Source organism: Maribacter algicola, assembly GCF_003933245.1.
In the GTDB taxonomy this organism is placed as follows: Bacteria; Bacteroidota; Bacteroidia; order Flavobacteriales; family Flavobacteriaceae; genus Maribacter; species Maribacter algicola.
Genome location: NZ_QUSX01000003.1, coordinates 243,947 through 267,319 on the forward strand (window position 1 = coordinate 243,947; position 23,373 = coordinate 267,319).

Here is a 23,373-nt window from a genome sequence, read left to right on the forward strand (position 1 = left end):
TAAGGTAACTTACCCGTTCTAAATAATTCCTAAGTTTGAAATGCTTGTTTATGTCGAGTTCAACGAGCGATTTTTTATCTCTGATAAAATTTTAAAAGCAAACCCTTTAACACACACAAAATGAAAAATTTAGTATTCGCACTTTTTTTAGTAGTAAGTAGCGCCAATACGTTTGCCCAAAATGGCACGATTGAAAATGAAATCAAGGAACTATCCAAACAAAAATGGCAATGGATGGCAGACAAGGATGTTGACAAACTGGCCGACCTGTTCCATGACAAATCAAAATTTGTACACATGAGTGGATCCTGGAAAAAGGACAGGGAACTTGAAATAATTAAGACAGGAAGCATTTGGTACAAAAATGCCGAGGTACATGATGTTGCAGTAGAGACCTTTGGGGATGATACTGTGGTACTTTGGAACCGTATTACGCTTACTGCCCATGTAAGGGGAAACGATGTTACTACGGAGTTTACTGTAACGGAATTCTATAAAAAAGAAGAGGGCGACTGGAAATTGCTTGACCTGACCTTTAGCAGTGTACGTGACACCCATGAAATCGAACATTAATTTGTGGATGAAAAAAATCGTACCTTATAATCCAATTTAGTTAGGTAGTATGCCTGTTCTACAAAAGTAAATGTCAATCTATGCGGATAGAATCAAACAAAAACTTGTATCGATAATTAAAAAATTGATTTTCAAATATTTATATCCGATAGAAATTTAACACGAGAGCCTATAAAGAGTCCTGATTTACTTCTACAAAAGAAAAATATTAGTTATAATTTTAGATAAACATTCTTTTTATGGCAACTTTCAATTTAAACATAAACGGTGAGGAACACAGCGTAGATGTAGATCCATCCACCCCCATGCTTTGGGTTTTACGAGACCACATCAAATTGGTCGGCACGAAATACGGTTGCGGTATCGCACAATGTGGTGCCTGTACCATACACTTAGATGGCAATGCAGTTCGTTCGTGTCAATTGCCAGTTTCGGCAGTTGCCGACAAAGAAATAACAACTATCGAAGGGCTATCGGAAAACGGCGACCATCCTGTGCAAAAAGCGTGGTTGGAAGTGGATGTTCCCCAGTGTGGCTACTGCCAAGCGGGACAGATAATGTCCGCGTCCGCCTTATTAAAAAGGAATCCCAACCCTTCAGATGAAGAGATTGAAGCTGCCATGAACGGAAACATTTGTCGCTGCGGTACCTATATCCGAATCAAAAAAGCCATCAAAATGGCGGCTAATAGCAAAATAGCCTAAAAACAAAAACCATGACACACGTAAAAACACCACTAGGAAGAAGAGCATTTCTAAAAAATACCGGTCTGGCCAGCGGCGGATTGATCATTGGTTTTAGTTGGTTGAATTCCTGTAAACCCAAGGCAGTATCTGAAAAAGAGCTGGAGATGGCCTTGGAAATGCCCAAGGAATGGTCAGAATTCAACAGCTATATCAAAATAGGCGAAAACGGGGTGGTGACCTTAATGGCGCCCAATCCGGAATTCGGTTCCAATGTAAAAACCTCCCTCCCCATGATTTTGGCCGAGGAATTGGATGTGGATTGGAAAATGGTCATCATTGAACAAGCAAATTTCCACCCCGAGAAATTCGACAGGCAATTTACAGGTGGAAGCCAAGGGGTCCGAAGAGGTTGGCCAGGTCTAAGGTTGGCCGGAGCAACCGCCCGACAAATGTTGCTTATGGCAGCTGCCCAACAATGGAACGTGCCAGTAGATGAATTGAGCGCCAATAATGGAACCGTTCACCACGAAGCTAGTGGTCAGGAATTATCGTATGGTGTATTGGCCTCACTGGCAAAGAATATTGTTATTCCCGAGGAAAAAGAAATTCCTTTAAAGGCCGTGAGCGATTTTAAGATTGTAGGTGTTTCCAAAAAGAATGTCGATACCAAAAACATTATTACCGGAAAATCACTTTTTACCATAGACCTACAGGAAGAAGGCATGTTAGTGGCCATGGTCGCACTTCCTCCTTTTGGTATGAAGATTAAATCTTTGGATGGTTCGGCAGCGAAATCAATGCCAGGAATTAAGGATGTGTTTACCATAAATGCCATTCCCGAAAACTACGATCGTAATGGCTTCGATGTATTTACACATGACGAAATCGCCGTAGTTGTTGGAAATAGTACTTGGGAGGTGATGCAGGCAAAGAAGGAATTGAAAATGGAGCTGGAACCAATTTCGGATTCTGAATTCGTGATGGCCGGTTTTAGGGGCAAAACCACTGTCAAAGTACCTGCCGGACTTGAAAGTACCAGCGATCATTATGCAAAAATGGAAGAAATGTCCCTGAAAAAAGCGAATGTCCTGAGAAGGGATGGAAACCCCGAAGCGGCATTTCAAAACGCGGACAAAATATTGGAGCGAACCTATACCGCGCCTTATTTGGCCCATAATTGCATGGAACCGGTCACTTGCTTTGCACACGTGACAGAAAATGAGGCTGTTCTGCATGCACCGATTCAGGCACCTGAGCTTATTTCCGGTACATTGAAAGCCAGATTGGGGCTTCCTGAGGACAACATACATATAAACCTGACCCGTATGGGGGGCGGTTTTGGTCAAAGGGCCTACGGTCACCATTTGGTAGAGGCAGCCGTTATTTCCCAAAAAATAAAGGCACCGGTGAAATTGGTCTATACCCGAGAAGACGATATGACCTACGGAATATACAGGCCTACCTACACCGCAACCTATAGGGCTGCCTTGGATAAGGACAACAACCTCATAGGTTTCCATGTCCGCGGAGGTGGAATCCCTGAGCATCCCGTTGCGGCAAACCGTTTTCCGGCAGGAGCCATTGAAAATTATTTGGCCGAAGGATGGGCGTTGGAATCCAACATAACCATAGGGGCCTTTAGGGCACCCAGATCTAATTTTATTGCCGGGGCAGAACAGTCTTTTTTAGACGAATTGGCAGAATTGATGGGGAAAGACCCTATTGATTTTAGATTGGAGCTTTTGGATAGGGCCATAAAGAATCCTGTAGGCGAAAACAATGACTACGAAGCGGAACGCTATGCAGGGGTATTGGAATTGGTAAAGGAAAAATCCGGTTGGAACGAAAGTCAAAAACCGGGAATCCATAGAGGGGTTTCAGCTTATTTCTGCCATAACAGTTATGTAGCGCAAGTCTTGGAGTTATCCATGGACGGTGAAATGCCCAAAATGGAAAAGGTAACGGCAGCAATCGACTGTGGTATCGTCATAAACCCAGATTTCGCGATTAATATGGCCGAAGGCGGCATCGTTGATGGGATAGGAAACGCCCTATTTGGGGAAATGACCTTCACAAACGGTGTTCCCGACCATAAAAACTTTGACACCTACAAAATGATTCGGTTTAAGGAGGCACCTGAAACCATCGATGTGCATTTTGTAAAGAATGAAATAGACCCCACTGGCCTGGGTGAGCCACCCTTTCCTCCTATTTTCGGAGCTTTGGCAAACGCCCTCTATAAAGCCACGGGGCAACGGCACTATCAGCAACCCTTTATAACGGGCAAACAGCCATTGGTTGGATAAGAGGATAATGACCATAGTTAATACCCCAAAAGCATGAATACCGTTAATACCAAAATAGGCCGACGATCTTTTATAAAGAACAGCACCTTGGCCGGTGGCGGATTGGTGTTGGGCTTTAGCTGGTTGGCTTCCTGCAAAATGTCTACTGAAGAAGTGAACCAACTACCCAAAGAATGGTTTAAAATCAATGGATACTTAAAAATAGCGGACAATGGTCAGGTGACCATTCTATCACCCAATCCGGAAGGGGGCCAAAATGTAAAGACCTCCATGCCCATGATCGTAGCCGATGAACTTGGAGTAGACTGGAAGGATGTCATTGTTGAACAAGCACCGTTGGACACAAATGCCTTTTCCTTCCAATTTTTGGGAGGAAGCCAATCCATCCGTCGCGGTTGGGACGGACTCCGTATGGCCGGCGCTTCGGCAAAAGCCATGTTGGTGACCGCGGTGTCCCAAGCTTGGCAAGTACCGATCGATGAAATTATTGCCGAAAACGGAATATTGCGACATAATGGTAGCGATAAAAGTATCTCCTACGGTGAAATGGCTTCAGCTGCAGCGCAGTTGGAAGTTCCAAAAGAAGTTACTCTAAAGGACATCAAGGATTTTACAATCATTGGTACCTCACAAAAAAATGTGGACGGACACAAAATAGTTACCGGAAAACCTCTATTTGGGGTAGACACCTATAAAGAGGGCATGCTGACCGCCATGATCGTACATCCGCCTGCTTTCGGATTAAAGCTAACATCCATCGATGATAGCACAGCGAAAAACATGCCGGGCATCCAAGATATTTTTACCATAAAGGTTTTCAACGACGACTATGAAAAGGCCTTCTTTGATACGCGGACCTTTAACGAAGTAGCGGTTATTGTAGGTAATTCCACATGGGAAGTCATGAATGCCAAAAAGGTCTTGAAAATAGAATGTGAACCAATAGAAAGCAGTACGGACAACAGAGACCGATTTGGCCGAAAATGGAAGGAACATACCCCCGCCGGATTGGAAAGCACCTCCAAACATTATGCACAAATGGAAGGCCTAGCCTCCAAAAAGGCTACCGTTAAACGTAGGGATGGTAATCCGGAAATGGCCTTCAAAAATGCCACGAAGGTTATCGAGGCCACCTATACCGCTCCCTTTCTTGCCCACAATTGTATGGAGCCTATGAACTTTTTCGCTAATGTCACGGATGATAAGGCAGTGCTCATTGGTCCATTGCAAAAACCGGAATTGACGGAACAGACCCTCTCGGCCAGATTAGGTATGCCCATTGAAAATATCGATATTCAAATGACCCGTTTGGGCGGGGGTTATGGACGCAGGTCCTATGCACACTGGCTCGTGGAAGCGGCTCTCATTTCCCAAAAAATGAAAGCTCCGGTTAAACTGATTTACTCACGGGAAGATGATATGACGGATGGAATCTACCGTCCCTCCTACCAAGCTACGTATAGGGCAGGTTTGGATGCCGATAACAACCTCATCGCCTTTCATGTGATTGCGGGCGGTATCCCTCAAAGCCCTTTGCATGAAAACAGATTTCCCGCAGGTGCCGTGGAACACTATTTGGCCGAGGATTGGACTATAGATTCCAATATAACGGTAGGTTCTTTCAGGGCGCCCAGTTCCAATTTTATCGCTTGTGCCGAACAATCCTTTTTGGATGAAGTAGCCGAAGCGGCCGGAAAGGACCCCATTGATTTCCGATTGGAATTATTGGAACGAGCCCAAAACAATCCGGTTGGAGAAAACAACGACTATGAGCCCGAGCGCTATACAGGGGTACTGAAATTGGTCAAGGAAAAATCGGGTTGGGAAAACAAGAAGGGATTGTCCCGAGGAGTTGCCGCCTATTTTTGCCATAATTCCTACGCAGCACAAGTATTGGACCTCAAATGGGAGAATAATAAACCCGTAATAGAAAAAGTAACCTGCGCCGTCGATTGTGGCATCGTCATCAATCCAGATGCAGCCATTAATCTCGTCGAGGGTGGTATTGTTGATGGGATAGGAAATGCGCTCTATGGGGAAATTACTTTTAAGGACGGTGTTCCCCAGCAAAATAATTTTGACACCTACCGCATGATTCGGATGGGCGAGGCCCCCAAGGAAATAGACGTGCATTTTGTTCAAAACAAAATTAATCCTACGGGATTGGGAGAACCCAGCTTTCCTCCTGTTTTTGCGGCCCTTGCCAACGCCATATACAAAGCCACGGGCAAACGTTCCTATCGCCAACCTTTTTTAAGGGACCGAGAAATTTTAGGATAAAAGATTATTCCCTTTACTGGATTTGATTTGTGAACAGTAAAAAAGGAAGGCCCTTATCATGGGCCTTTACAGGTCCAACTTCCATTAAGTTCAATCTGGTTAGTAATTTTTTCGAGCGCTCGTTATCTTCTGTAGTAACCGCAAGGATTTTGGTAAAACCCAGGGTATTCTTTCCGAATTGCATAACCGCCAAGGACGCTTCCATCATATAACCGAACCCTTCAAATTCAGGTAACATGGCAAAACCAATATCAGGAGCATCCAGATAATCCCGTTGCAAAAATCCACAGATTCCAATGGGTTTGATCGATTCCTTTAACGAGACTTTCCAAAGTCCGAATCCATTTTCACGGTAAGATTTCATTAACCTTCCTTCAATATAACAAACAGCATCTTCCTTATTTTTTATCTCACGGTCCCCGATATGTTCCAACCACGTTGGACTATTCAAGAGTTGAAAAAAGAAATCGGCATCCGTGATAGTCGCCTCATCTATTATTAATCTATCAGTATATAGCTCCATTCTATTACTTGCCAAAACGTTCAAAAGAGGTTTCTTCATTGTTGACTATGTTCATTGAATGATTTAAACGGTACAAAGGTGACCCCGATACTAAGTTTAAAACATGAGGAATGTCTTGCATTGGTATTTTTTCTTCCTTTTAAACTCTCTTCAGTTCCTTTAAATACTTCTCAATATATGCTTCCTTTTGTTTACCCTTATACTGAACGATATACCTAGGATGGTCAAAGACCACAAAGGAATCGAACAATCGTGCCTCCTCGTTTATTTCCTTAAAAAATTTCTCGTTCCTTTTCCCCAAGATGTAACATACGGAAGTATCAATGCCAAAGGCTATTTGTTGCCGCAGTGTTGAAACGATAAATTCCTTGGTGGATTCAAACAATTGCGGGTAATCATAGTAATTGCAATTGACCCAATTTCCTTTTTTATTTTTTTCAATAAAGCCCAACGGACAGATGGAATTGATGTAAAACTTGCTATAAAATTTTTCACTGCCGCCATAGGCCTTGATCATATCATAGACAAAAACGGAAGACGGTTCGTGGGTCTGTAGGGATGCAGTTTCAATGCCACATTCCTCTGATAAACGTTTCGTGTCCGTAAAAGGAATACCCGTAGCACCCGCCCCCAATCTTCCAGGGTTTATCCCCAATAGTATCCTTCGAGATTGGCTATCGCTAAAAAATTTGGTGTAGAATTTTTCCAGAATTCCAAGCACCGTTTCATTTTCCTCAAAGGGATTCATCACCTGGATGTTTTCTCCTAAGGGTACGTTGAACGATAGGTTTTTATGAAAGGTGATGACTTTTTCCGCAAAAGTGGCCATGTTAGGATTGATTTTGGGGGATAAACTACGAAACGATCCGCAGTTCCCCAAAGCGACTTGGAATTTGATACTAATGAACTATTTATTTTTCTCCCCAAGACGCTCCACCTTTCGCAACCATTTTTCCCGAAAAGATTCCGACGAAAGCCTAATGGGGCCAATGGCTGTAACCTTTACGGATTTTACACCAATGAACTGCATGGTCAGTTTTCTCATGGCCGTATGGCTGGGACTCCCATTGAACAACCTATAATACCAGGGGGGCTGGTCCATGGTACAGATGATTCTTGCCGTCTTGCCTAGAAATAACCTATCCCACCATAGGGAACCTTCCCGTTTTTTGAAGGCAAAACCCGGAAGCAATACCCTATCCAAAAAACCTTTTAACAGAGCGGGCACGGAACCCCACCAAACAGGATACACCCAAACTAGGTGATCCGCCCATTTCAAACACTCTTGGGCCATTATTATATCCGGTTCCATCTCCGTACGTTTTCTATAGCCAAATTCCAGATTGGGATTAAAGCTCAATTCCCTTATTATGAGCTCCTTAACTTCAGCACCGGTGGCTACGGCCCCCTTTTTATAGGCTGCAGCTATGGCGAAATTGTAGCTTTCCTTGTCCGGATGGCCGTTGATAATCAGTATTTTTTTGGGTGGCATATTTAGGTTTTTAGCGATTCACTTTTCAGAAGTGGACTGTTGCAATTTATACAGCTATTGGTTAAAACCACTACCCATAATATTTTTAAACAGATTGCTCATACGCCTCTTTAATCCAGGCTTTGAGTCTATCATCTACTTGGGACAATCCTATAAGTTGTACCCGGTGGGTATTTTTGGAAATCGAATAAATAGTGTTTCTTATTTTCATAATAATTTTCAGAAATACTATTCAAGAAGAGATCCAAACCAATTAGAAAATTTTTCCCTTTCAAAAGGAACTGTTAGTATGGGATCATTCTCATAGTAGTTTGAAAAAACAACCATGTTTACATTTTTCTCACTTATGGCTGCAACCAAAATGACTGAACCACGACCAAGGTTATCACGAATTGCGAAAACCGTTACTTTTTTAATAGCCTGAATTCTATCTGTGAACTGCTTCCAACCTTCAGATTTATCTCCATAATTCAATATGGTTTCCAAAAATTTATCCTTACTATACCCTGCCCCATCATAATAGAATTCATAATGGTCATAATACTTTAGTACTTCCTCAGTGACCTTTTCCAAAGGTATATGAGGTACATCACTCTCAAGTTCTGTTGACCATAAAAATTGTTGCCCAAATAATGGTGAAATCATACCCAAGACACAAATATTTAAAACAAACCTTTGAAGACCTAACATTTTTACGAATCTCATTTCTCTAGTAGTTTTATAAGTAGCATTCTATTCTAAACAGATTGTTCATAGGCCTTTTTTATCCATGCTTTTATTGTTCATCTGTTTACCCATCTACCGCTCATTCATTTTAAAGCATTCAAAGGCTCTGGTAACTCCAACATGTTCTTATTATGTTCAATGTTCACCTATTGGAAATCCGTTTAGGTTGTAATCGATTTCTTTAATGGTTAGTTTAAGCCATGTCCATTTCCCATCTTCCAATTGCCAGTCTGCCTGTAATTCAACAGGAATTTGTATGCCATTTATTTTTTCAGATTTTAAAGCCGATACCGTCCATAGGGTTGGGTTCTGCTCTTTTTCATCTTTGTATCTGTTGGCCGTAAATTTTAAAAAGTCTCCTTCATCGTCGAAATGAAAAATCCCATCTCCTTTGGTACCATTGACCTCCATGGTCGCTTTCGCAGAATTCCCATCTACAGCCTCCCAGGTAATATTGTTACTTAAGGATGCCGTTGGAAACCAAACCATTTCCGCCAAGTATCGCTGTAAAGTGGCCTGGTCCACCCTTTCGCTATTTTTAGCGTTGGCAACGGTAATTAACGACAATAGTTTAATGGTCATTGCTCCTTGTCCGTTTACAAATTTATCGCGCCCAACAACACTCAAAACCGAGTTCATTTCCGTATTTATGTTCCAGACAAAAGCGGGTGGGTTTACCGTAAAATATTGTTCAGCTATTCCCTGATTCCAAGTTTCCTGTTCAGGTTTTAATTTTAATTGTAATTCCTGCACTAAATGCACATTGGAAATCGGTTTCTTACCAAGTATCCCACTGTTTATAAGCCATTTTTGGACTATTGTAGGTAATCCCTTAATAGAAGCTTCCGTAATAATTTCCCCGCTAACCCTTGAATCTTCAAATAATGCCTTTTGCTCTGCGGCAACCTTCTTTTGAAAACGGATGCCAGCAAAGGAAATTAATACGGATACAAGTATGATAAGGTTCGCTATGCTTCCAAATTTAGCATCGGACCAATAGTTGAAAATCAAAATTTGGGAAATAATTACCCCGAAAAAACCGCAAATCCACCAATAATTTGATTGAAGAATCAATAAAACCAAAGCAGTGGCAAAAAGCAAAGCGGTCAAAAGCCAAATAACCCCAGAAGTTTTGGAAATAGGTGAACTTATGGCATTGAATCCTGAAAATCCAAAGGCTTTGAGCAAACCAAATAAATGGATTATACCGTGTATTCCAATGAATAAGATCAGCGCTATTCGCATTGTCGATGTTTGATTAGGACTTATTAATCCAAAAAGCAAAACCCGTATGAAGTTAATGATTTTTCATTTTATCGGTATCTAAACAATTGATTATTAGCATAGAGGAGTTAGATAGGAATGTACTAATTGAATTTTTATCGTTAGGCTTGCCTGATTCTGAATCAACTTCCACATAAGGATGGATATTTCGTCAGAGAATTTTGAAGGTACATACTTCTATATTTCCATTGGGTTGCTAACTGTTTAACTCAATATCCAAAATTTCTTCATAGCTCTACGGTATATTGCAAGTATACTAAGTTCCTTGGCATTTTTGGCCTCTTGGACCTATAGTTTACCTCACCTCCGCTGCTGCTTTGGACAACCGACTGGTTTTTTGATAATCTCCCGCCCGCACCATACGGCACGTTCGGGCGGGTAACAGGCCTGCCTGCAGGTAGCCGAGTAGACCCCTAACAAAAAATAAGGCATTATCAATAGCAAACGGAATCGGTACTGGCGAGAACAGGCTATTAATTATGGACTTGGATAGGCAACGTTTTTTTATCCATTTCTTCAATGGGTATACTTGCTTCTGAATTGGAAATCAAAACGGCATAATCCAAATACTCCGTCGTGGATTTTCCCTTGACCAATTCCCCATTTGATTTCTCATCCGTCATGACAATCTCCATTAAGTCAGGGATACCATCAGAATAGGGTGTTTGCGCTTGGTTCAATCGAAATAGTGTAATATCCGAAACCTTGCTTTCCTTTAGATTGTCAATGCCAAGGAAATACTCATTTTCATAATCTCCAATGCCATAACCCCCTTCCGTATTATAATCCTTATAATTTCCGTTATCATCGAAAACCCTTCCCCAAAGCACCCTACTTTCTGTTAAATAACCGATAACCGAAATAATTTTATCCCTATCTATAATGCCGTTTTCAATTAATTGAACAAAAAAAGATGGATTTTTTCCTTCCCATTGTTTTTCCAAATGGAAGAAACCAAACCGAGCGAACTGTGGCTTTTTTTCAAACTGGTAGTGTTTACGTAATGCCACATAGTTTTCATACATGAGCCTTTCCCTTTTTAATGGGTTATCAAAGTCCACAAAGGTTTCCTTTAGGTTTTTTATGATGTGGGCAAAAGCAAATTTGTCCTCAATACTAATTTCAAATTCGGTGCTATGATTTTCGTAATCTTCAACGAAGTTTTCTAATACGCTCTTTGAGAAAGAAGCGGAATATGGAAAAAAATTGACCGTATCATTTTCAACCATTTTGGCCAAATCCTTGACTGATTTTCGGTCGTGTTCTTTCCTGTCAATTAATTCCAACACGTGTTTGGCAGTATATTTATAACTTACTAAAAGATCAACGCCTACCACGGTAAGTTTGTTTTTTTCAGATAAACCATCGTTTAAGGTTTTAAGGTTTTTCCATTTGGTATAGGTGGCGATGCTTTTATCTTGTGGAACCCTACTTCCATAATGTTCCACCAGTTCCTTGAGCAACAGCGTGTCTCCAGTTTTAAGATATTCATTAAAATAGTGGGCTATACTAAAATCCGTTTCAGGTAGGTAGTATTTGATGGTGCCATCTTTTGTTAAAGATTCAATTAAGGCAATTTCAGTAGTTTCCGTTTTTTGGCTACCGTGATAGGCGCCAAAGCCCATAAGCTGAAATTTTTTTTGAGGGAAATCAAATCCTGATTTCGTCAAATCAAATCTATTATTTTGTAGGTATTCCAATTTAGTTTGGGAAAAACCGATCAGACTTAAAAGTGTAAATAGAACGAGGATACTATGCTTCATTGGGTTTGTTTTTGTGATAGATAGCCCAAATCCTAAAATGTTACAATCTTCAACAAAATTTTCTTACCTATTGCCAAAAGGTTGCGGGTATAAAAAGTAGAACATTCCAAAGATACTTGCTTGTCCCCCAAAACAAAACTTGCTAAGAACCGAAAACTTACGCCATCCCAGGTTAGAACTTTACGATACACCCATTTTTGGTTGTCGTGTTTCTGTTTTTCAGTCCCATATTTCTGGGCGATTAATTTTCATTGCCCTCAAATACGAAAGGAATTGTCCTGCGTGGACCGATTCATGGTATCCAATCCGTAATAAATAGTTCCCAAGGATTTTTTTGTTTCCATTGCCGGGGTGAATGATTTCCGTTTCGTTCAATTCCCTGTCTGTAAATTGGCGCACGCTTTCCAAAAAGGTATTTCTATGGGGTTGGGCAAATTCAAGTTCGTCAGCAACGCTAATAAAGGGTCGGTTTTTCCAAGGTGTTTGATAATCTGCCATACCCCTATTGTTAATGATTTTATTCCAACCATAATCGGCTTCCAAGACATGCCTTACCATTTCTATGGCCGTCATGGCTTTCTCGTCTGGTTTCCAATCATAATAGCGCTCCGGAAGTCCCTTCCAAAGTTTTATGCTTCTTCTCCTAATCTCCGTGAAGTTTAAAAGTATAAGTTCAGATTGCGTCATTTTCCTTGTTTTGGGAATGTCGTTTTGTATTAACTGCAACGGTGAAGTTTACCCGTAAGTTACGAATTCAGTTAATTTAATTTTTCGTTTGGTAGTGGCTTTGGCAAGTACACCCCAAACTGAAAATCCGAAAGTTCCAATAGCTATTGGGAATCACACCGGTTAGCAAGTGGCCAAACCTATTATAACTTGTGATCATACAGATGCCGGTGAACACAAAAATAAGTGTATCACATATAGGATGCCGGGCAAGTTAAATTAAAAGAAAAAAGGTGGTTTAAGGCAAAAAGAAACTATTAATTAGCTTTAGAGAACTGGACTAGGGCATTTCATAGGATACATTGTTACCTGCTGGCTTTTATTCATTTTTAATTTTTAATTTTTCGACTTGCATTTTTAGTGTATTTCCCAAAAAGTCAAACTTTTCATAAAAATTTAAACAGTCTTCAATTGATTCAAGTGCAATTAATTTAGGTAGAATGTCTTTTTCAAAATCCATTGACAATTCGCTTGTAAAATCACTCAAATCAGTTTTGTCAGTAATCGAATATCCAAGCCAACCATCTTGTCTGTATTTGTGTTTTATTCTTGATTCCGATAAATATGAGTCTTCTCTCAATTGAGTGGCGAGGTCAAAATAAGTAGGTTTTTTCTTTTTTATGTCAATCATCTTTTCGGTCAATCCAACTCCCATATTGAAGCAAAAACTCAACTCATCTTTACTGTTCCATTGTGAGTTTTGAAGATTTATTAGAATGAAAAAATTGTCATTAAGTTTCCACCAGTTATTTCCTGAAGTCCGAAATCCGTTTTCTTTCAGTTTTGGTTTTAAGTAACTTTTTATGAATTCAGTCTGTTTTTCTTTTGCGTTCATTTTAAGCTTGCAGGTAACGGTCTGGCTATGAGCAGTTGGGGATTTTTCGCTCTTACTTTTCAGTTTAGCACAGACCTTTATTTAATGTTTTGATTTTCGACTAAGCACTTAAACCCCAATTGCTTATAGCTGTTGTTGTGGTGTCGTATTTTTTTATTCATTAAACTCTTTAGGGTATTCAACCATTCCATTTACTCCTTTTAGTCCGTCTTCAACCAACTCAATTACCATACAATTCTCTTTCGGAACTTCAAACGGCAATTCTATTCCATACTTATCAGCTTGTTCATAACCGAATCTTGGATAGTAATTTTCGTGTCCAAGTAAAACGATTGATTTATGTCCTAATTCTTTAGCTTTTTTATGGGCTTCGACTATCAATTTCCCGCCAATTCCTTTTCCTTGAAATTCAGGTAAGACAGAGACAGGTGCTAAAGCCAATGAGTCAAATTCGTTCGATTTGTTTTTAATCTTAAGTTTTGTCAACAGAATATGTCCAACAATTTTGTTTTCGGTTTCGGCTACTATTGAAAGTTCGGGAACAAAAGCATTTGACTTTCTCAATCGTTCCACTAAAAACTGTTCCTTTTGGTCGCTCATTTGTTCATTTTCAAATGCCTTTTCTATAAGGTTAAAGACTGTTTTAAAGTCTTCTGTATTTTCTTTTCTTATCGTTAATTTCATTTACTTTTTCAGTTTCTTATGCGTTCCTGTTATATGCACCACAACGGTCTCGGCTATGAGTAGTTGCGTGGGTTAACACTTAACTTTGCAAGTACACACCAAGCTGAAAATCCGCGAGGATTTTCAGAAGTAGGCGAGAACAAGCAATTACTTATAGCCATTGTTGTGCTTTCGTTATTTGTACTCTTCAGTTCTGACCTTCGTTCAGTTCGGTCTTTATCAACTTTATAATTGCTTCTATTTCATTGTCAAGGTCTTTTCGATAACCTAATGCTTCATTCGTTAGAACAGACTTGATTCCCATTAAGTTCCGCACTTTCGGATGAGCCATAATTTCAATATAGTCGTTTTGCGCACCTAATGAAATATTATAATCAGGTATCTTAAATTTTAGAAGTGGAAGGAAGTTAACATATTCCACACAAATTTCATCAATTCTAATTTGATGAACATTCATTCTATCCTGAATTAGTTTGTCTAGATTATAAATATTTGCTTCTAAGACGCTCAGTCGTTCTCGAATAGAATCGTTCTGTACAATTGCAATTTTCCCAGCATTTTTTAAATCCGAATAAGTATTAATTACAGGAAATTTAATTTCAAAATCCCAAAACGCTTTGTTGAAATATTCTTTTGTCCTATCTGAATTGGTTAATACTGTTTTTAATGAGTCATTATGTAGTATTGTTTCAATGATGTCAAGATAATTTTGCTCACTTCTGATATACTCTTTTGAAAATTCTTTTGCCGAATTTAAATCTTCAAGTAATACATTCAGAATTTCTTTTTCAACTTTTCCAATTTTCCTAGCTTCATTCCAATTGTTAATTTGTAATGCAATTAAAATTCCAATAACAACAAGAACTATTTCTCCGATTGCGTAAATCAGATACTTACTGAATTTGTTTTCAGAGAGCAGTTTTTGTCTAATTTTTCGGAAGAATTTTATCATTGGTAATTGGTTGGTTATAATGAAGCACAACGGTTGGGCTATGATTTCGTTGCGGCGATTTCCGGCAGGAAATTGTCGGTAAGAAATCGGGGCCTGTTAAAGGTTTATAGTTTTAAATTTAGCGAAAATGCAGCAATGAATTATAGCCGGTGTTAGCCACAGTATTTTTTTCTTAATTCAATAGCTTCATCGTCCGTGTTATAACCGTGCAATAATAGTCCTTCGGTGCAGCCTATCCTTTTTTCAACAATCTGTTTAATCACGAAATTTTTATAATCGCTAGTCTTTTTAAATCGGGCAGGAACTAATTTTATTCTTCTTTTTGAATCAATATGGTCCAACTTTTCGCTTTGAACTAATTCAAAGATTGTTTGTTCGAACTCTTTAAATTGAACCTCACTTTCAAGTTTAAAATTGTATTTATAATTATGGGAATCCGTGGCAATTGAAATATAGTTTCTAATTCCCAGACTTTTTTGTTCTACTGGATTTCTATAAATCATATTAATTCTTTGACCATAATAGGCAACTACTCCAAAACTTATGTCCTTAATTTCATGATATAGTATATTTAAAGAATGGTCTATAACAATTGCCTCTTCATTAATTTCTAAATGGCCGTCTTTTTTAAAAACGATTCTTTCATAGTCAAAATATTGGTAAATGTGGGAGCTTATGAAGGGAATACTTCCTAATAATATGAATGATAAAACTAAGTTGTTAATATTATCAAAAAGAGGCATTTTATAATTTAAAAACACCAAAAAAAAATCCGATAGAAAAAAATAAAAGACCAGCCCAAAACAACAGCTTTGTAATTGAAGCTTTGTACCTGATAATTTTATATTTATGGGCTGTAAATTTCAATTGTGTTTATTGTGGCTAACGGTCTCGGCTATGAGTAGTTGCGTGGGTTAGCACTTAACTTTGCAAGTACACACCAAACTGAAAATCCGAGAGGATTTTCAGAAGTAGGCGAGAACAAGCAATTACTTATAGCCATTGTTGTAGTGCGTTTTTATTCTATCATTTTTATTGCTTGGTCAAAACCCTCACTCAATTGATTGTAAATTTCTTGAACAATTGTCTTATCAAGTACTTTTTTTAGAGTAAGGTCAACAACTTTTCCTTTTAAAAGCTGAAACCAATTTTTCTTACCTAGATTAAAGTGGTTTTTTAAATCCTCAATTTCTTCAAATATGATTTGCTGTCCGAAACCTTGCTTTTCTAGTTTTTCAAGTATGTCGTTGAGTTTTTTATGTAATTCTGATTCTTCTTCAACATTAAATTCATCTTCTTCTTTAGGTTCATATGTGTAAAAACGATTTATGTCATCTATCTCCTGGTCAATTGCAAATACAGCAATATCTCTTGCTTCATCGTAACCACATCCAGTACAAGATTTCATATGTTCCTCTTTGTCATTAATCGCTTTTACACGAACAATTTTTAAAAAGTCCAACTTGTCTCTATCTCGATTGAAATTGTAAAGTTTAGAAGTCAAAGATGATTTTATATTCTCTAAATCTTGATGAATTCCAGAGTTTAGAAAACCATATTCATAAAATTCTTCAGCTTCTTTTTCAATTATATTCATTATGTTATTTTATTTTTCTGACAATAACTTTACAATATTTGCTCGGTATTCTTCGTCCTTTTCATTCAATTCAACTGTTCCGTTTTTTAAGTCAGGATTTAGGAATATTTCTGCATATAAATTCCGTTCATCATTTTCGTCAAAGAATAGTTTGAAATGAAATCGTCCATTTTCTAAATTAGCTTTCTCTTTATTTAATGGAAAAGCTGTAAAAGTCAGTTTTTCTCTTGTAAATTCCGATGATTTAGGTTGTCCGTAAAGTTTTGAAATGACTTCGATTAAATGGTCACTCTCTTTTCCGATTGAGTGAATTTCAACTCCTTTTGAAGCGAAACTCGTATTATCAATCTCTTCGTTTACAATTCCTGCAGGAATTCCGTCAGCAATATTTATTTTCAGTCCGACAATTTGGTTTTCATATTTAGCTTTACAAGTCAAACTCCAAAATCCGTTGTCTAATTTTTCTTTTTTCGTTATTGAGAAAATTAAATCTTGCCAACCTTCTTCAGTGTCTTGTTTAGAAGTCAATTCAATCAGATTATTGTTTTGACCAAAGCCGAAAACACTACTTAAAAATCCCATTATTAATAATATTTTTTTAATTTTCATTGGCTGCTCTCAAATGCACTACAACTCGTTTATATATATGTATTTTACACTGATATACCGCCAGAAAGGAGGTATATCAATGTAATCTATCTTCATTTTTTACCTACGGGGGAGTCCATAAATTTAAGTTTTTTCCTATAAAATACATTTACGGTTTTACCTAAAAGGGAGAAATTTGTAGAAAGTGGTGGTGGCCTTGGGTATTACTCAAGGACACTACCTTTACCATCCCAGAACCCTCAAAAGAAATGGACAAACCCGTCCATTAACTAATGGTTGTAATTTGATCTAGTTAAAAGAAAATGAATGCTATTCACTGGGAATGGAATCCGACGCTGGCATGGGCATGGGTACGGAACTTACCGGGGCATCCCAAAGGATCTTCCAATCATCATCGATTTTTTCCCATAGCACTACATAATTGCCCATGTCCTTCATGGCGGGAATAGGGGAATTTTCGTTCGGACTAAAGGTTAAGGTATAAGAACCGTATTCCGTGGCCAAATCGCCGCTGGCCTTTACCCTTTCGGTATTCAATTCAAAATCCCACGCACCAAATTGCATGTTCTGCTTCCAGGCCGCCTTGTAATTTTCGTTCCCAATGATGGCCGGTTGGTTGGGCGGTAACTGTATACAGTCCTCGGCAAAATGGGTGGCCGCCGAGTCTACCAGTCCCTCCGCATACAATTTTTCTATTTCGGCATTTTTAGCCATGATAATCTCTTTGATCTCCTCTGAATATTCCGTTCCGACTGGCATTTCCATTTTCTGGGTGTCCTTACAACTCCAGCATAAGGAAATTGCAAATAGAACGATGATTGCGTGCACGAATTGCTTTTTCATAATTAAGATGGTTTATTTATAAACGGTTACTACAACTTTCAAAAACTTTCCGAACGGGTAAACAATCAAGTTACGCCCGTCCTCAAACGTGGTCAACGCTTTTTTTTATTCGAAAATAATTAACAGGGGGAAGTCTTTAAATATAGTTTTTTTGCCAAAAAAAAATAACTATTCACAGTGAAAAAATGAAAATTACAGACTGTGGTGCATGCCTTTGATGTTTTCCAAACTCCCATGCTTAACAACCCCAGAGCCTTCAAAATGGATGGCCTGACACTTTTATCACTTCGAGTGGAATCGCATTGCGATTTTGTATCGAGAAGTAGGACACGCTAATGAGAAATCTGTTCTCGATACGATTTTCTATCGAAAAACACTACCAATGACATAATTATTAACATAATAATTGCCTGATATTTAGATTGCATCTATACTCGTGGCTTTCCCTTCATTTTTTTCTTGATAAAAAAACGAAGCAAAAAAATCAAGTTGAAAATAGGCAATTGCTGCGCACCATTCACTATCGGGTTTACATGCGTTGTGCTAACGCACCGCACTTCCAACCCTACGTTCATTATTGCTGATTTTCAACGGACAATACCAACTCTAATTTATAAGAATAGAACCGGCATTGAAATCTACACAATCCGTTCAAAAAAATGTCATTCACATTTCAACGAAATTTTTTTCCAAGTGCTCGAACTGACAACTTTTACGAATGTCTGGATTACCCTAGTGCCTGGGAAATATCGGCAATGATATCATCGATATGCTCCAAACCTACCGAGATACGCACCATACCCTCGGTAATACCACTGGCAGCACGTTCTTCAACGGACAGCTTGCTATGGGTAGTGGAAGCAGGATGGGTAACGATACTACGGGAATCCCCCAAATTGGCAGAAAGCGACAACAGTTTTATAGAGTCGAAGAATTTACGTCCCGCTTCAAGTCCGCCCTTTACCTCAAAGGCGACCACACAGCCACCGGCCTTCATCTGCTTTTTGGCTACTTCATATTTGGGGTGTGATTTTAAGAAAGGATATTTTACCCAATTCACTTGGTCATGACCTTCTAGAAATTCAGCCAATTTTAAGGCATTATCGCAGTGGCGATCTACCCGTATGGCCAAGGTTTCCAAACTTTTGCTCAGAACCCAAGCGTTAAAAGGGGACAAAGCAGGTCCTGTAATGCGAGAGAATCGGTATACCTTATCCATCAATTCCCTTTTTCCCACCGTGATTCCGGCCAATACTCGGCCCTGACCGTCCATCAATTTGGTTCCGGAATGAATGACCAAATCGGCCCCAAATTTAATCGGCTGTTGCAAATAGGGCGATGCAAAACAGTTATCGATAACCAACAATACATTGTGCTTCTTCGCTATCTGCCCAAGTGCTTCCAAATCCAACACATCCACACCCGGATTGGTGGGGGTTTCGGCATAGATCAGTTTGGTATTGGGTTGGATGAGTCCGTCAATTGTATCCAGTTCATGGACATCAAAATAACTGTGGGAAATGTTCCATTTTGGAAAAAAATTATTGAAAAGGGAATGTGTAGACCCAAAGATACTTGCCGCCGATACCACATGGTCCCCGCTATCCAACAGCGAAGCCAAGGTGGAGAATACGGCCGCCATGCCGGAGGCAAAGGCAAATCCCTGCTCCGCACCTTCCATTTGGCACACTTTTTCCACGAATTCATTCGTATTGGGGTTTGAATATCGGGAATAAATATTCCGCTCCTTTTCCTCAGCAAAAGACGCCCGCATGTCCTCGGCGTCCTCAAAAACAAAACTAGAAGTCAGGTACAGGGGAACGGAATGTTCCAAATTTTCCGTTCGTTTCAACTGTGTGCGTATGGCGTTCGTTTCGAATTTTTTGTTCATTATTTTCCTTTATGAGTGCCTGAGCGGAGTCGAAGGCACTTATTTAAATTTCCTAGATTCTCGTCATGGTCATTTCGACTCCCCTTCGACTGCGCTCAGGGCAGGCTGCTCAATGACCTTTTAAACTTTCTGCTCTTTTAACTACTAACCCCTATCTCCTCAAGTTAACTCTTCTCCGCAATTCGTAATATATCCCCAAAAACGCCCCTGGCGGTAACTGCGGCGCCTGCCCCGGCACCCTGGATGACCAAGGGGTTTTCACCGTAAGACTCGGTATAAATTTCGATGATGGAGTCAGACCCTTTTACCTGTCCCAGCGCACTCTCCTTGGGAACGGAAACCAATTGTACGTCCAAGATTCCTTTTTCCTTTTGCAAATCGCCATGTAGGTCGCCCACATAACGCAATACATGGTTCGGTTTTTGGTTCTTTTTTATCTCGTTGAATTTATCGTCCAATACCTCCAGATTTTCCATAAAGAAATCCACATCGCCTTTTTCCAAGGTAGAAGGAATCAGATTTTCAATATTGATATCAGAAAATTCATTGCCTAGATCCAGTTCCCTAGCCAAAATCAATAACTTTCTACCCACGTCGTTTCCAGAAAGGTCTTCGCGTGGATCAGGCTCGGTAAAACCTTTTAATTTGGCATCCTTTAAAATAGACGAAAAAGAGGTATCCACTTCTGAAAATGTATTGAAAATATAACTCAAGGAACCTGAAAAGACCCCTTTGATGCGGGTAATATTCTCTCCGGACAGGTGCAACAACTTAATGGTATCTATCAAAGGTAATCCCGCACCCACATTGGTCTCGTACAAATATTGTTTTTGATGTTTGTCCAGTTCCTCCCGTAGCAATTGATAATAATCGAACCCAAGGGTATTGGCAATCTTGTTGGAGGAAACGACATCGAATCCGTTTTCCACAAAATCGAAATAATGGGCCACAAAATCTTGACTTGCCGTATTATCGATAACGATCAGATTCTCCAAATGGTTGTTCTTGGCAAAATCGATAACATCCTTTACGACATAGGATTTTCCCTTGCTGTTGATATCGGTCTTCCACTTTCCGCTTACCCCTTTAGCATTGAGCAAGACTTTCCGGGAATTGGCAATGGCAAAGACCCTTAAATCGATACCTTTTCTATCCTCAATATTTTTTGCCGATTTTAAAATTTGGTCGATTAAGGTACCTCCAACATTTCCATGTCCGAATACCGCCAAATTGACCTTTTTACTGACCCCAAAAATCTGACCGTGCATCACATTAACCGCTTTGGTCAAATCCGATTTCCTAACGACCAAACTCACGTTCTTACCCGATACCGTATTATTGAACAACAGCGGTACGATTTGGTTTTTGATCAGGGCATTAAAGGGTTTGTGAAAGGTGCTTAGATCCTGTCCCACAACGGAAATTACCGATACATCGGCCACCACCTTGATCATGTTGATATCCTGACTTTGGAAATCGCTCGAAAACTCATTTTCCAAGGCTCGCTTGGCACGCTCCGCCTTGTCGCGCTTCACCACCAAACCGATGCCCCGTTCCGAGGAACCTTGGGAAATAATGCTCACGCTGATATTGATAGCTTCCAGAGTTTTGAAGATACGGGCATCTATTCCCACTTTCCCCAACAGTCCGCGACCCTCTAGGTTAATCAGGGCCACATCCTCAATGACCGAAATGGACCGGATACCCTCCTTGCTGGATTTGGCACTGATTAGCGTACCCTCATTATCGTCATTATAGGTATTCAAAATCCGCAGAGGAATATTTTTCTCGATCAACGGAATTATGGTCTTGGCATGCAAAATGGTAGCTCCAAAATTGGCCATCTCGTTCGCCTCCGCATAGCTCAGGTTACTGATGCGCTTGGCTTCCTTTACATAATCTGGATTGGCGGTAAAAATTCCATCCACATGGGTGTAATTCTGCAATTCTTCCGCATCGAGGAAATTGGCCAAAAGGGCCGCGCTGTAATTACTACCGTTCCTTCCCAAGGTAGTAGTTTCGCCCTCTTCCGTGGCCGCAATAAATCCGGTAATCACCGGGACGGCATCGTGGGGCAATTCCGCAAACTTCAACAACACCTTTTCCTTGGAAATATGTTCCAAGACCTTGGCATCGCCAAAAGTGGCATCGGTGGTAATCAATTCCCGTGAATCCAAAAAGCGGGCATTGACGCCTTTGCCAATCAACAATTTGGTCACCAATTTGGCTGAAATCAGCTCCCCATGCGCCAAAACCTCATCCTTGATCTTGGCACTGTAATCGCCCAACAGGGATACTCCCTCGAACAGTTTGGCCAAGCTTTTGAATTCCTTGGACAAATTGACGTTTCCGTAGGTATGTTGCTGATAACTTTCCAAGGCCTCGAAGTCTTCCTTATAGGGCTTTCCTTTTGAAGCTTTATACAGAATACTTTCCAGTTGATCTGTTGCTTTTTCACGTGCAGATAAGACCACGGCAATATTTTCCCCGGACTTTACCTTGGTGGCGATTACATCCAATACACGTTCTAAACCTTCACCATTGCTCAAGGACTTTCCTCCAAATTTCAGAACTTTTACCTTACCAGATTTTCCATTGGTATTGAAAATGGAACTTAGCAGTTTCTCCATTTGCTCAAACTCGATCAGGAAGGCATCGTGTCCGTGAAGGGATTGCACTTCTCCATAGGTTACATTGCTATTGGCCTGTGCCAATTGCTTAAAAGTATCCTTGTTTTCCTTTGCCGTAAAAAACAGGTCGGAATCTACTCCTACAATATGAATATTGGTATCGCTATTTTGAAGCTTTATGAAGTTCTCTTCACCGTTTCTCGTAACATCGATGGTTTTCAGCAACTGGTTCATCAGCTTATAGGCCGATAATTGAAAGCGCTCCTGTAGCTTTTCCCCATGGTGCATCAACCAGCTTTCCACATTGAATACCTGAAGCTCTTCGTTGGTACTTCGTTTAAAACGTTCCTTAAAAGACTCCGGTGTGCGATAACACAACATGGCATGCATACGCGCATCATGGACAGGCTGCTTGGAATTCACCAAGAACTGCTCCTGGATCTGGCAATTGGCAATGAGCCAGTCGGTCGATTTCCAGTCGGATGCTACGGGCACCAGATGCTCCGTCAAATTAGGGTTGATGGCCGCCATTTCCCAGGCAATTCCACCACCCAATGAACCCCCGATGATGGCAAAGAGTTTTTGGATTTTTAATTTTTCCAATCCCAAAAGGAAAATCCGGGCGATGTCGCCCGCCACAAAATCCTTGTAATTTTCAATGACAAACTTATCATATCCGTTTCCGGGAATGTTGAAACAAAGGATGGTGTACTTTTTTGTATCGATACATTTTCCCTCACCGATCAAGGCAGACCACCACCCATTTTCACCCGTAACGTTGGAATTGCCCGTCAGGGCATGGTTCACCAAAATAATGGGTGCGGTATGGAGCTTGGCTCCGAAGAGTTCATAGGACAGCTCAATATCCTGGGTCACACCAGAAAGGGTCGTGTACTCCTTTATATGTAAATGATGTAGCATAGGATGCCAAAATTATTAATTATCAGTGGTTTGCCGTACAATACTGCTGCTC

The 23,373-nt window shown here is 40.0% G+C and carries 20 protein-coding genes; 4 read left to right on the top strand and 16 right to left on the bottom strand.

Annotation, left to right across the window (positions count from 1 at the left end):
• The first annotated feature begins 120 nt into the window (after nucleotides 1-120).
• The 4 genes from DZC72_RS16020 (at nucleotide 121) to DZC72_RS16035 (ending at nucleotide 5,845) form a co-directional block, all read left to right on the top strand.
• Nucleotides 121-573: a nuclear transport factor 2 family protein gene (locus DZC72_RS16020; protein ID WP_125223931.1), complete on the top strand. Its 453-nt coding sequence runs from the start codon at nucleotides 121-123 to the stop codon at nucleotides 571-573.
• A gap of 239 nt (nucleotides 574-812) precedes the next feature.
• Nucleotides 813-1,277, top strand: a complete 465-nt coding sequence (locus DZC72_RS16025; protein ID WP_125223932.1) for a (2Fe-2S)-binding protein — start codon at nucleotides 813-815, stop codon at nucleotides 1,275-1,277.
• An 11-nt stretch (nucleotides 1,278-1,288) separates the two neighbouring features.
• Nucleotides 1,289-3,565 carry a xanthine dehydrogenase family protein molybdopterin-binding subunit gene (locus DZC72_RS16030; RefSeq protein WP_125223933.1) on the top strand — a complete coding sequence of 759 codons (2,277 nt, stop codon included), beginning with the start codon at nucleotides 1,289-1,291 and terminating at the stop codon, nucleotides 3,563-3,565.
• A 33-nt stretch (nucleotides 3,566-3,598) separates the two neighbouring features.
• Complete coding sequence (locus tag DZC72_RS16035; RefSeq protein ID WP_125223934.1) at nucleotides 3,599-5,845, top strand: xanthine dehydrogenase family protein molybdopterin-binding subunit; 2,247 nt, start codon at nucleotides 3,599-3,601, stop codon at nucleotides 5,843-5,845.
• A gap of 13 nt (nucleotides 5,846-5,858) precedes the next feature.
• Here DZC72_RS16035 and DZC72_RS16040 read toward each other — a convergent pair whose 3' ends face one another.
• The 16 genes from DZC72_RS16040 to thrA form a co-directional block, all read right to left on the bottom strand.
• On the bottom strand, nucleotides 5,859-6,407 hold the full coding sequence (locus DZC72_RS16040; RefSeq protein ID WP_243641764.1) for a GNAT family N-acetyltransferase: 549 nt from the start codon (nucleotides 6,405-6,407) through the stop codon (nucleotides 5,859-5,861).
• A 100-nt stretch (nucleotides 6,408-6,507) separates the two neighbouring features.
• Nucleotides 6,508-7,197 carry a uracil-DNA glycosylase family protein gene (locus tag DZC72_RS16045; RefSeq protein WP_125223935.1) on the bottom strand — a complete coding sequence of 230 codons (690 nt, stop codon included), beginning with the start codon at nucleotides 7,195-7,197 and terminating at the stop codon, nucleotides 6,508-6,510.
• 78 nt (nucleotides 7,198-7,275) lie between these two features.
• Nucleotides 7,276-7,860 (bottom strand): NAD(P)H-dependent oxidoreductase, encoded by a 585-nt coding sequence (locus tag DZC72_RS16050; RefSeq protein ID WP_125223936.1) that lies wholly within the window; start codon nucleotides 7,858-7,860, stop codon nucleotides 7,276-7,278.
• Between the two features lie 228 nt (nucleotides 7,861-8,088).
• Nucleotides 8,089-8,565 carry a hypothetical protein gene (locus DZC72_RS16055; protein WP_125223937.1) on the bottom strand — a complete coding sequence of 159 codons (477 nt, stop codon included), beginning with the start codon at nucleotides 8,563-8,565 and terminating at the stop codon, nucleotides 8,089-8,091.
• 156 nt (nucleotides 8,566-8,721) lie between these two features.
• Complete coding sequence (locus tag DZC72_RS16060) at nucleotides 8,722-9,831, bottom strand: DUF6920 family protein (protein ID WP_125223938.1); 1,110 nt, start codon at nucleotides 9,829-9,831, stop codon at nucleotides 8,722-8,724.
• Nucleotides 9,832-10,343: 512 nt separating this feature from the next.
• Nucleotides 10,344-11,633: a TraB/GumN family protein gene (locus DZC72_RS16065; RefSeq protein WP_125223939.1), complete on the bottom strand. Its 1,290-nt coding sequence runs from the start codon at nucleotides 11,631-11,633 to the stop codon at nucleotides 10,344-10,346.
• A 219-nt stretch (nucleotides 11,634-11,852) separates the two neighbouring features.
• The gene (locus tag DZC72_RS16070) at nucleotides 11,853-12,320 is read right to left on the bottom strand and encodes a DinB family protein (RefSeq protein WP_125223940.1); all 468 of its coding nucleotides are present in this window, start codon (nucleotides 12,318-12,320) and stop codon (nucleotides 11,853-11,855) included.
• Nucleotides 12,321-12,678: 358 nt separating this feature from the next.
• Nucleotides 12,679-13,194 (bottom strand): DUF4304 domain-containing protein, encoded by a 516-nt coding sequence (locus DZC72_RS16075; protein WP_125223941.1) that lies wholly within the window; start codon nucleotides 13,192-13,194, stop codon nucleotides 12,679-12,681.
• A 153-nt stretch (nucleotides 13,195-13,347) separates the two neighbouring features.
• Entirely contained in the window at nucleotides 13,348-13,878 is a 531-nt protein-coding gene (locus DZC72_RS16080; protein ID WP_125223942.1) for a GNAT family N-acetyltransferase, read from the bottom strand.
• A 187-nt stretch (nucleotides 13,879-14,065) separates the two neighbouring features.
• Nucleotides 14,066-14,830 (bottom strand): DUF6090 family protein, encoded by a 765-nt coding sequence (locus DZC72_RS16085; RefSeq protein ID WP_125223943.1) that lies wholly within the window; start codon nucleotides 14,828-14,830, stop codon nucleotides 14,066-14,068.
• 152 nt (nucleotides 14,831-14,982) lie between these two features.
• Entirely contained in the window at nucleotides 14,983-15,573 is a 591-nt protein-coding gene (locus DZC72_RS16090) for a hypothetical protein (RefSeq protein WP_125223944.1), read from the bottom strand.
• Nucleotides 15,574-15,848: 275 nt separating this feature from the next.
• Nucleotides 15,849-16,427, bottom strand: a complete 579-nt coding sequence (locus tag DZC72_RS16095; RefSeq protein ID WP_125223945.1) for a hypothetical protein — start codon at nucleotides 16,425-16,427, stop codon at nucleotides 15,849-15,851.
• A gap of 9 nt (nucleotides 16,428-16,436) precedes the next feature.
• Entirely contained in the window at nucleotides 16,437-17,036 is a 600-nt protein-coding gene (locus tag DZC72_RS16100; RefSeq protein ID WP_125223946.1) for a hypothetical protein, read from the bottom strand.
• Between the two features lie 309 nt (nucleotides 17,037-17,345).
• The gene (locus DZC72_RS16105; protein WP_125223947.1) at nucleotides 17,346-17,879 is read right to left on the bottom strand and encodes a YybH family protein; all 534 of its coding nucleotides are present in this window, start codon (nucleotides 17,877-17,879) and stop codon (nucleotides 17,346-17,348) included.
• Nucleotides 17,880-18,606: 727 nt separating this feature from the next.
• Nucleotides 18,607-19,770 carry a trans-sulfuration enzyme family protein gene (locus DZC72_RS16110; protein ID WP_125223948.1) on the bottom strand — a complete coding sequence of 388 codons (1,164 nt, stop codon included), beginning with the start codon at nucleotides 19,768-19,770 and terminating at the stop codon, nucleotides 18,607-18,609.
• 164 nt (nucleotides 19,771-19,934) lie between these two features.
• Nucleotides 19,935-23,321, bottom strand: coding sequence for a bifunctional aspartate kinase/homoserine dehydrogenase I (thrA, locus tag DZC72_RS16115; RefSeq protein WP_125223949.1), 3,387 nt, complete (start codon nucleotides 23,319-23,321; stop codon nucleotides 19,935-19,937).
• Between the last annotated feature and the right edge of the window lie 52 nt (nucleotides 23,322-23,373).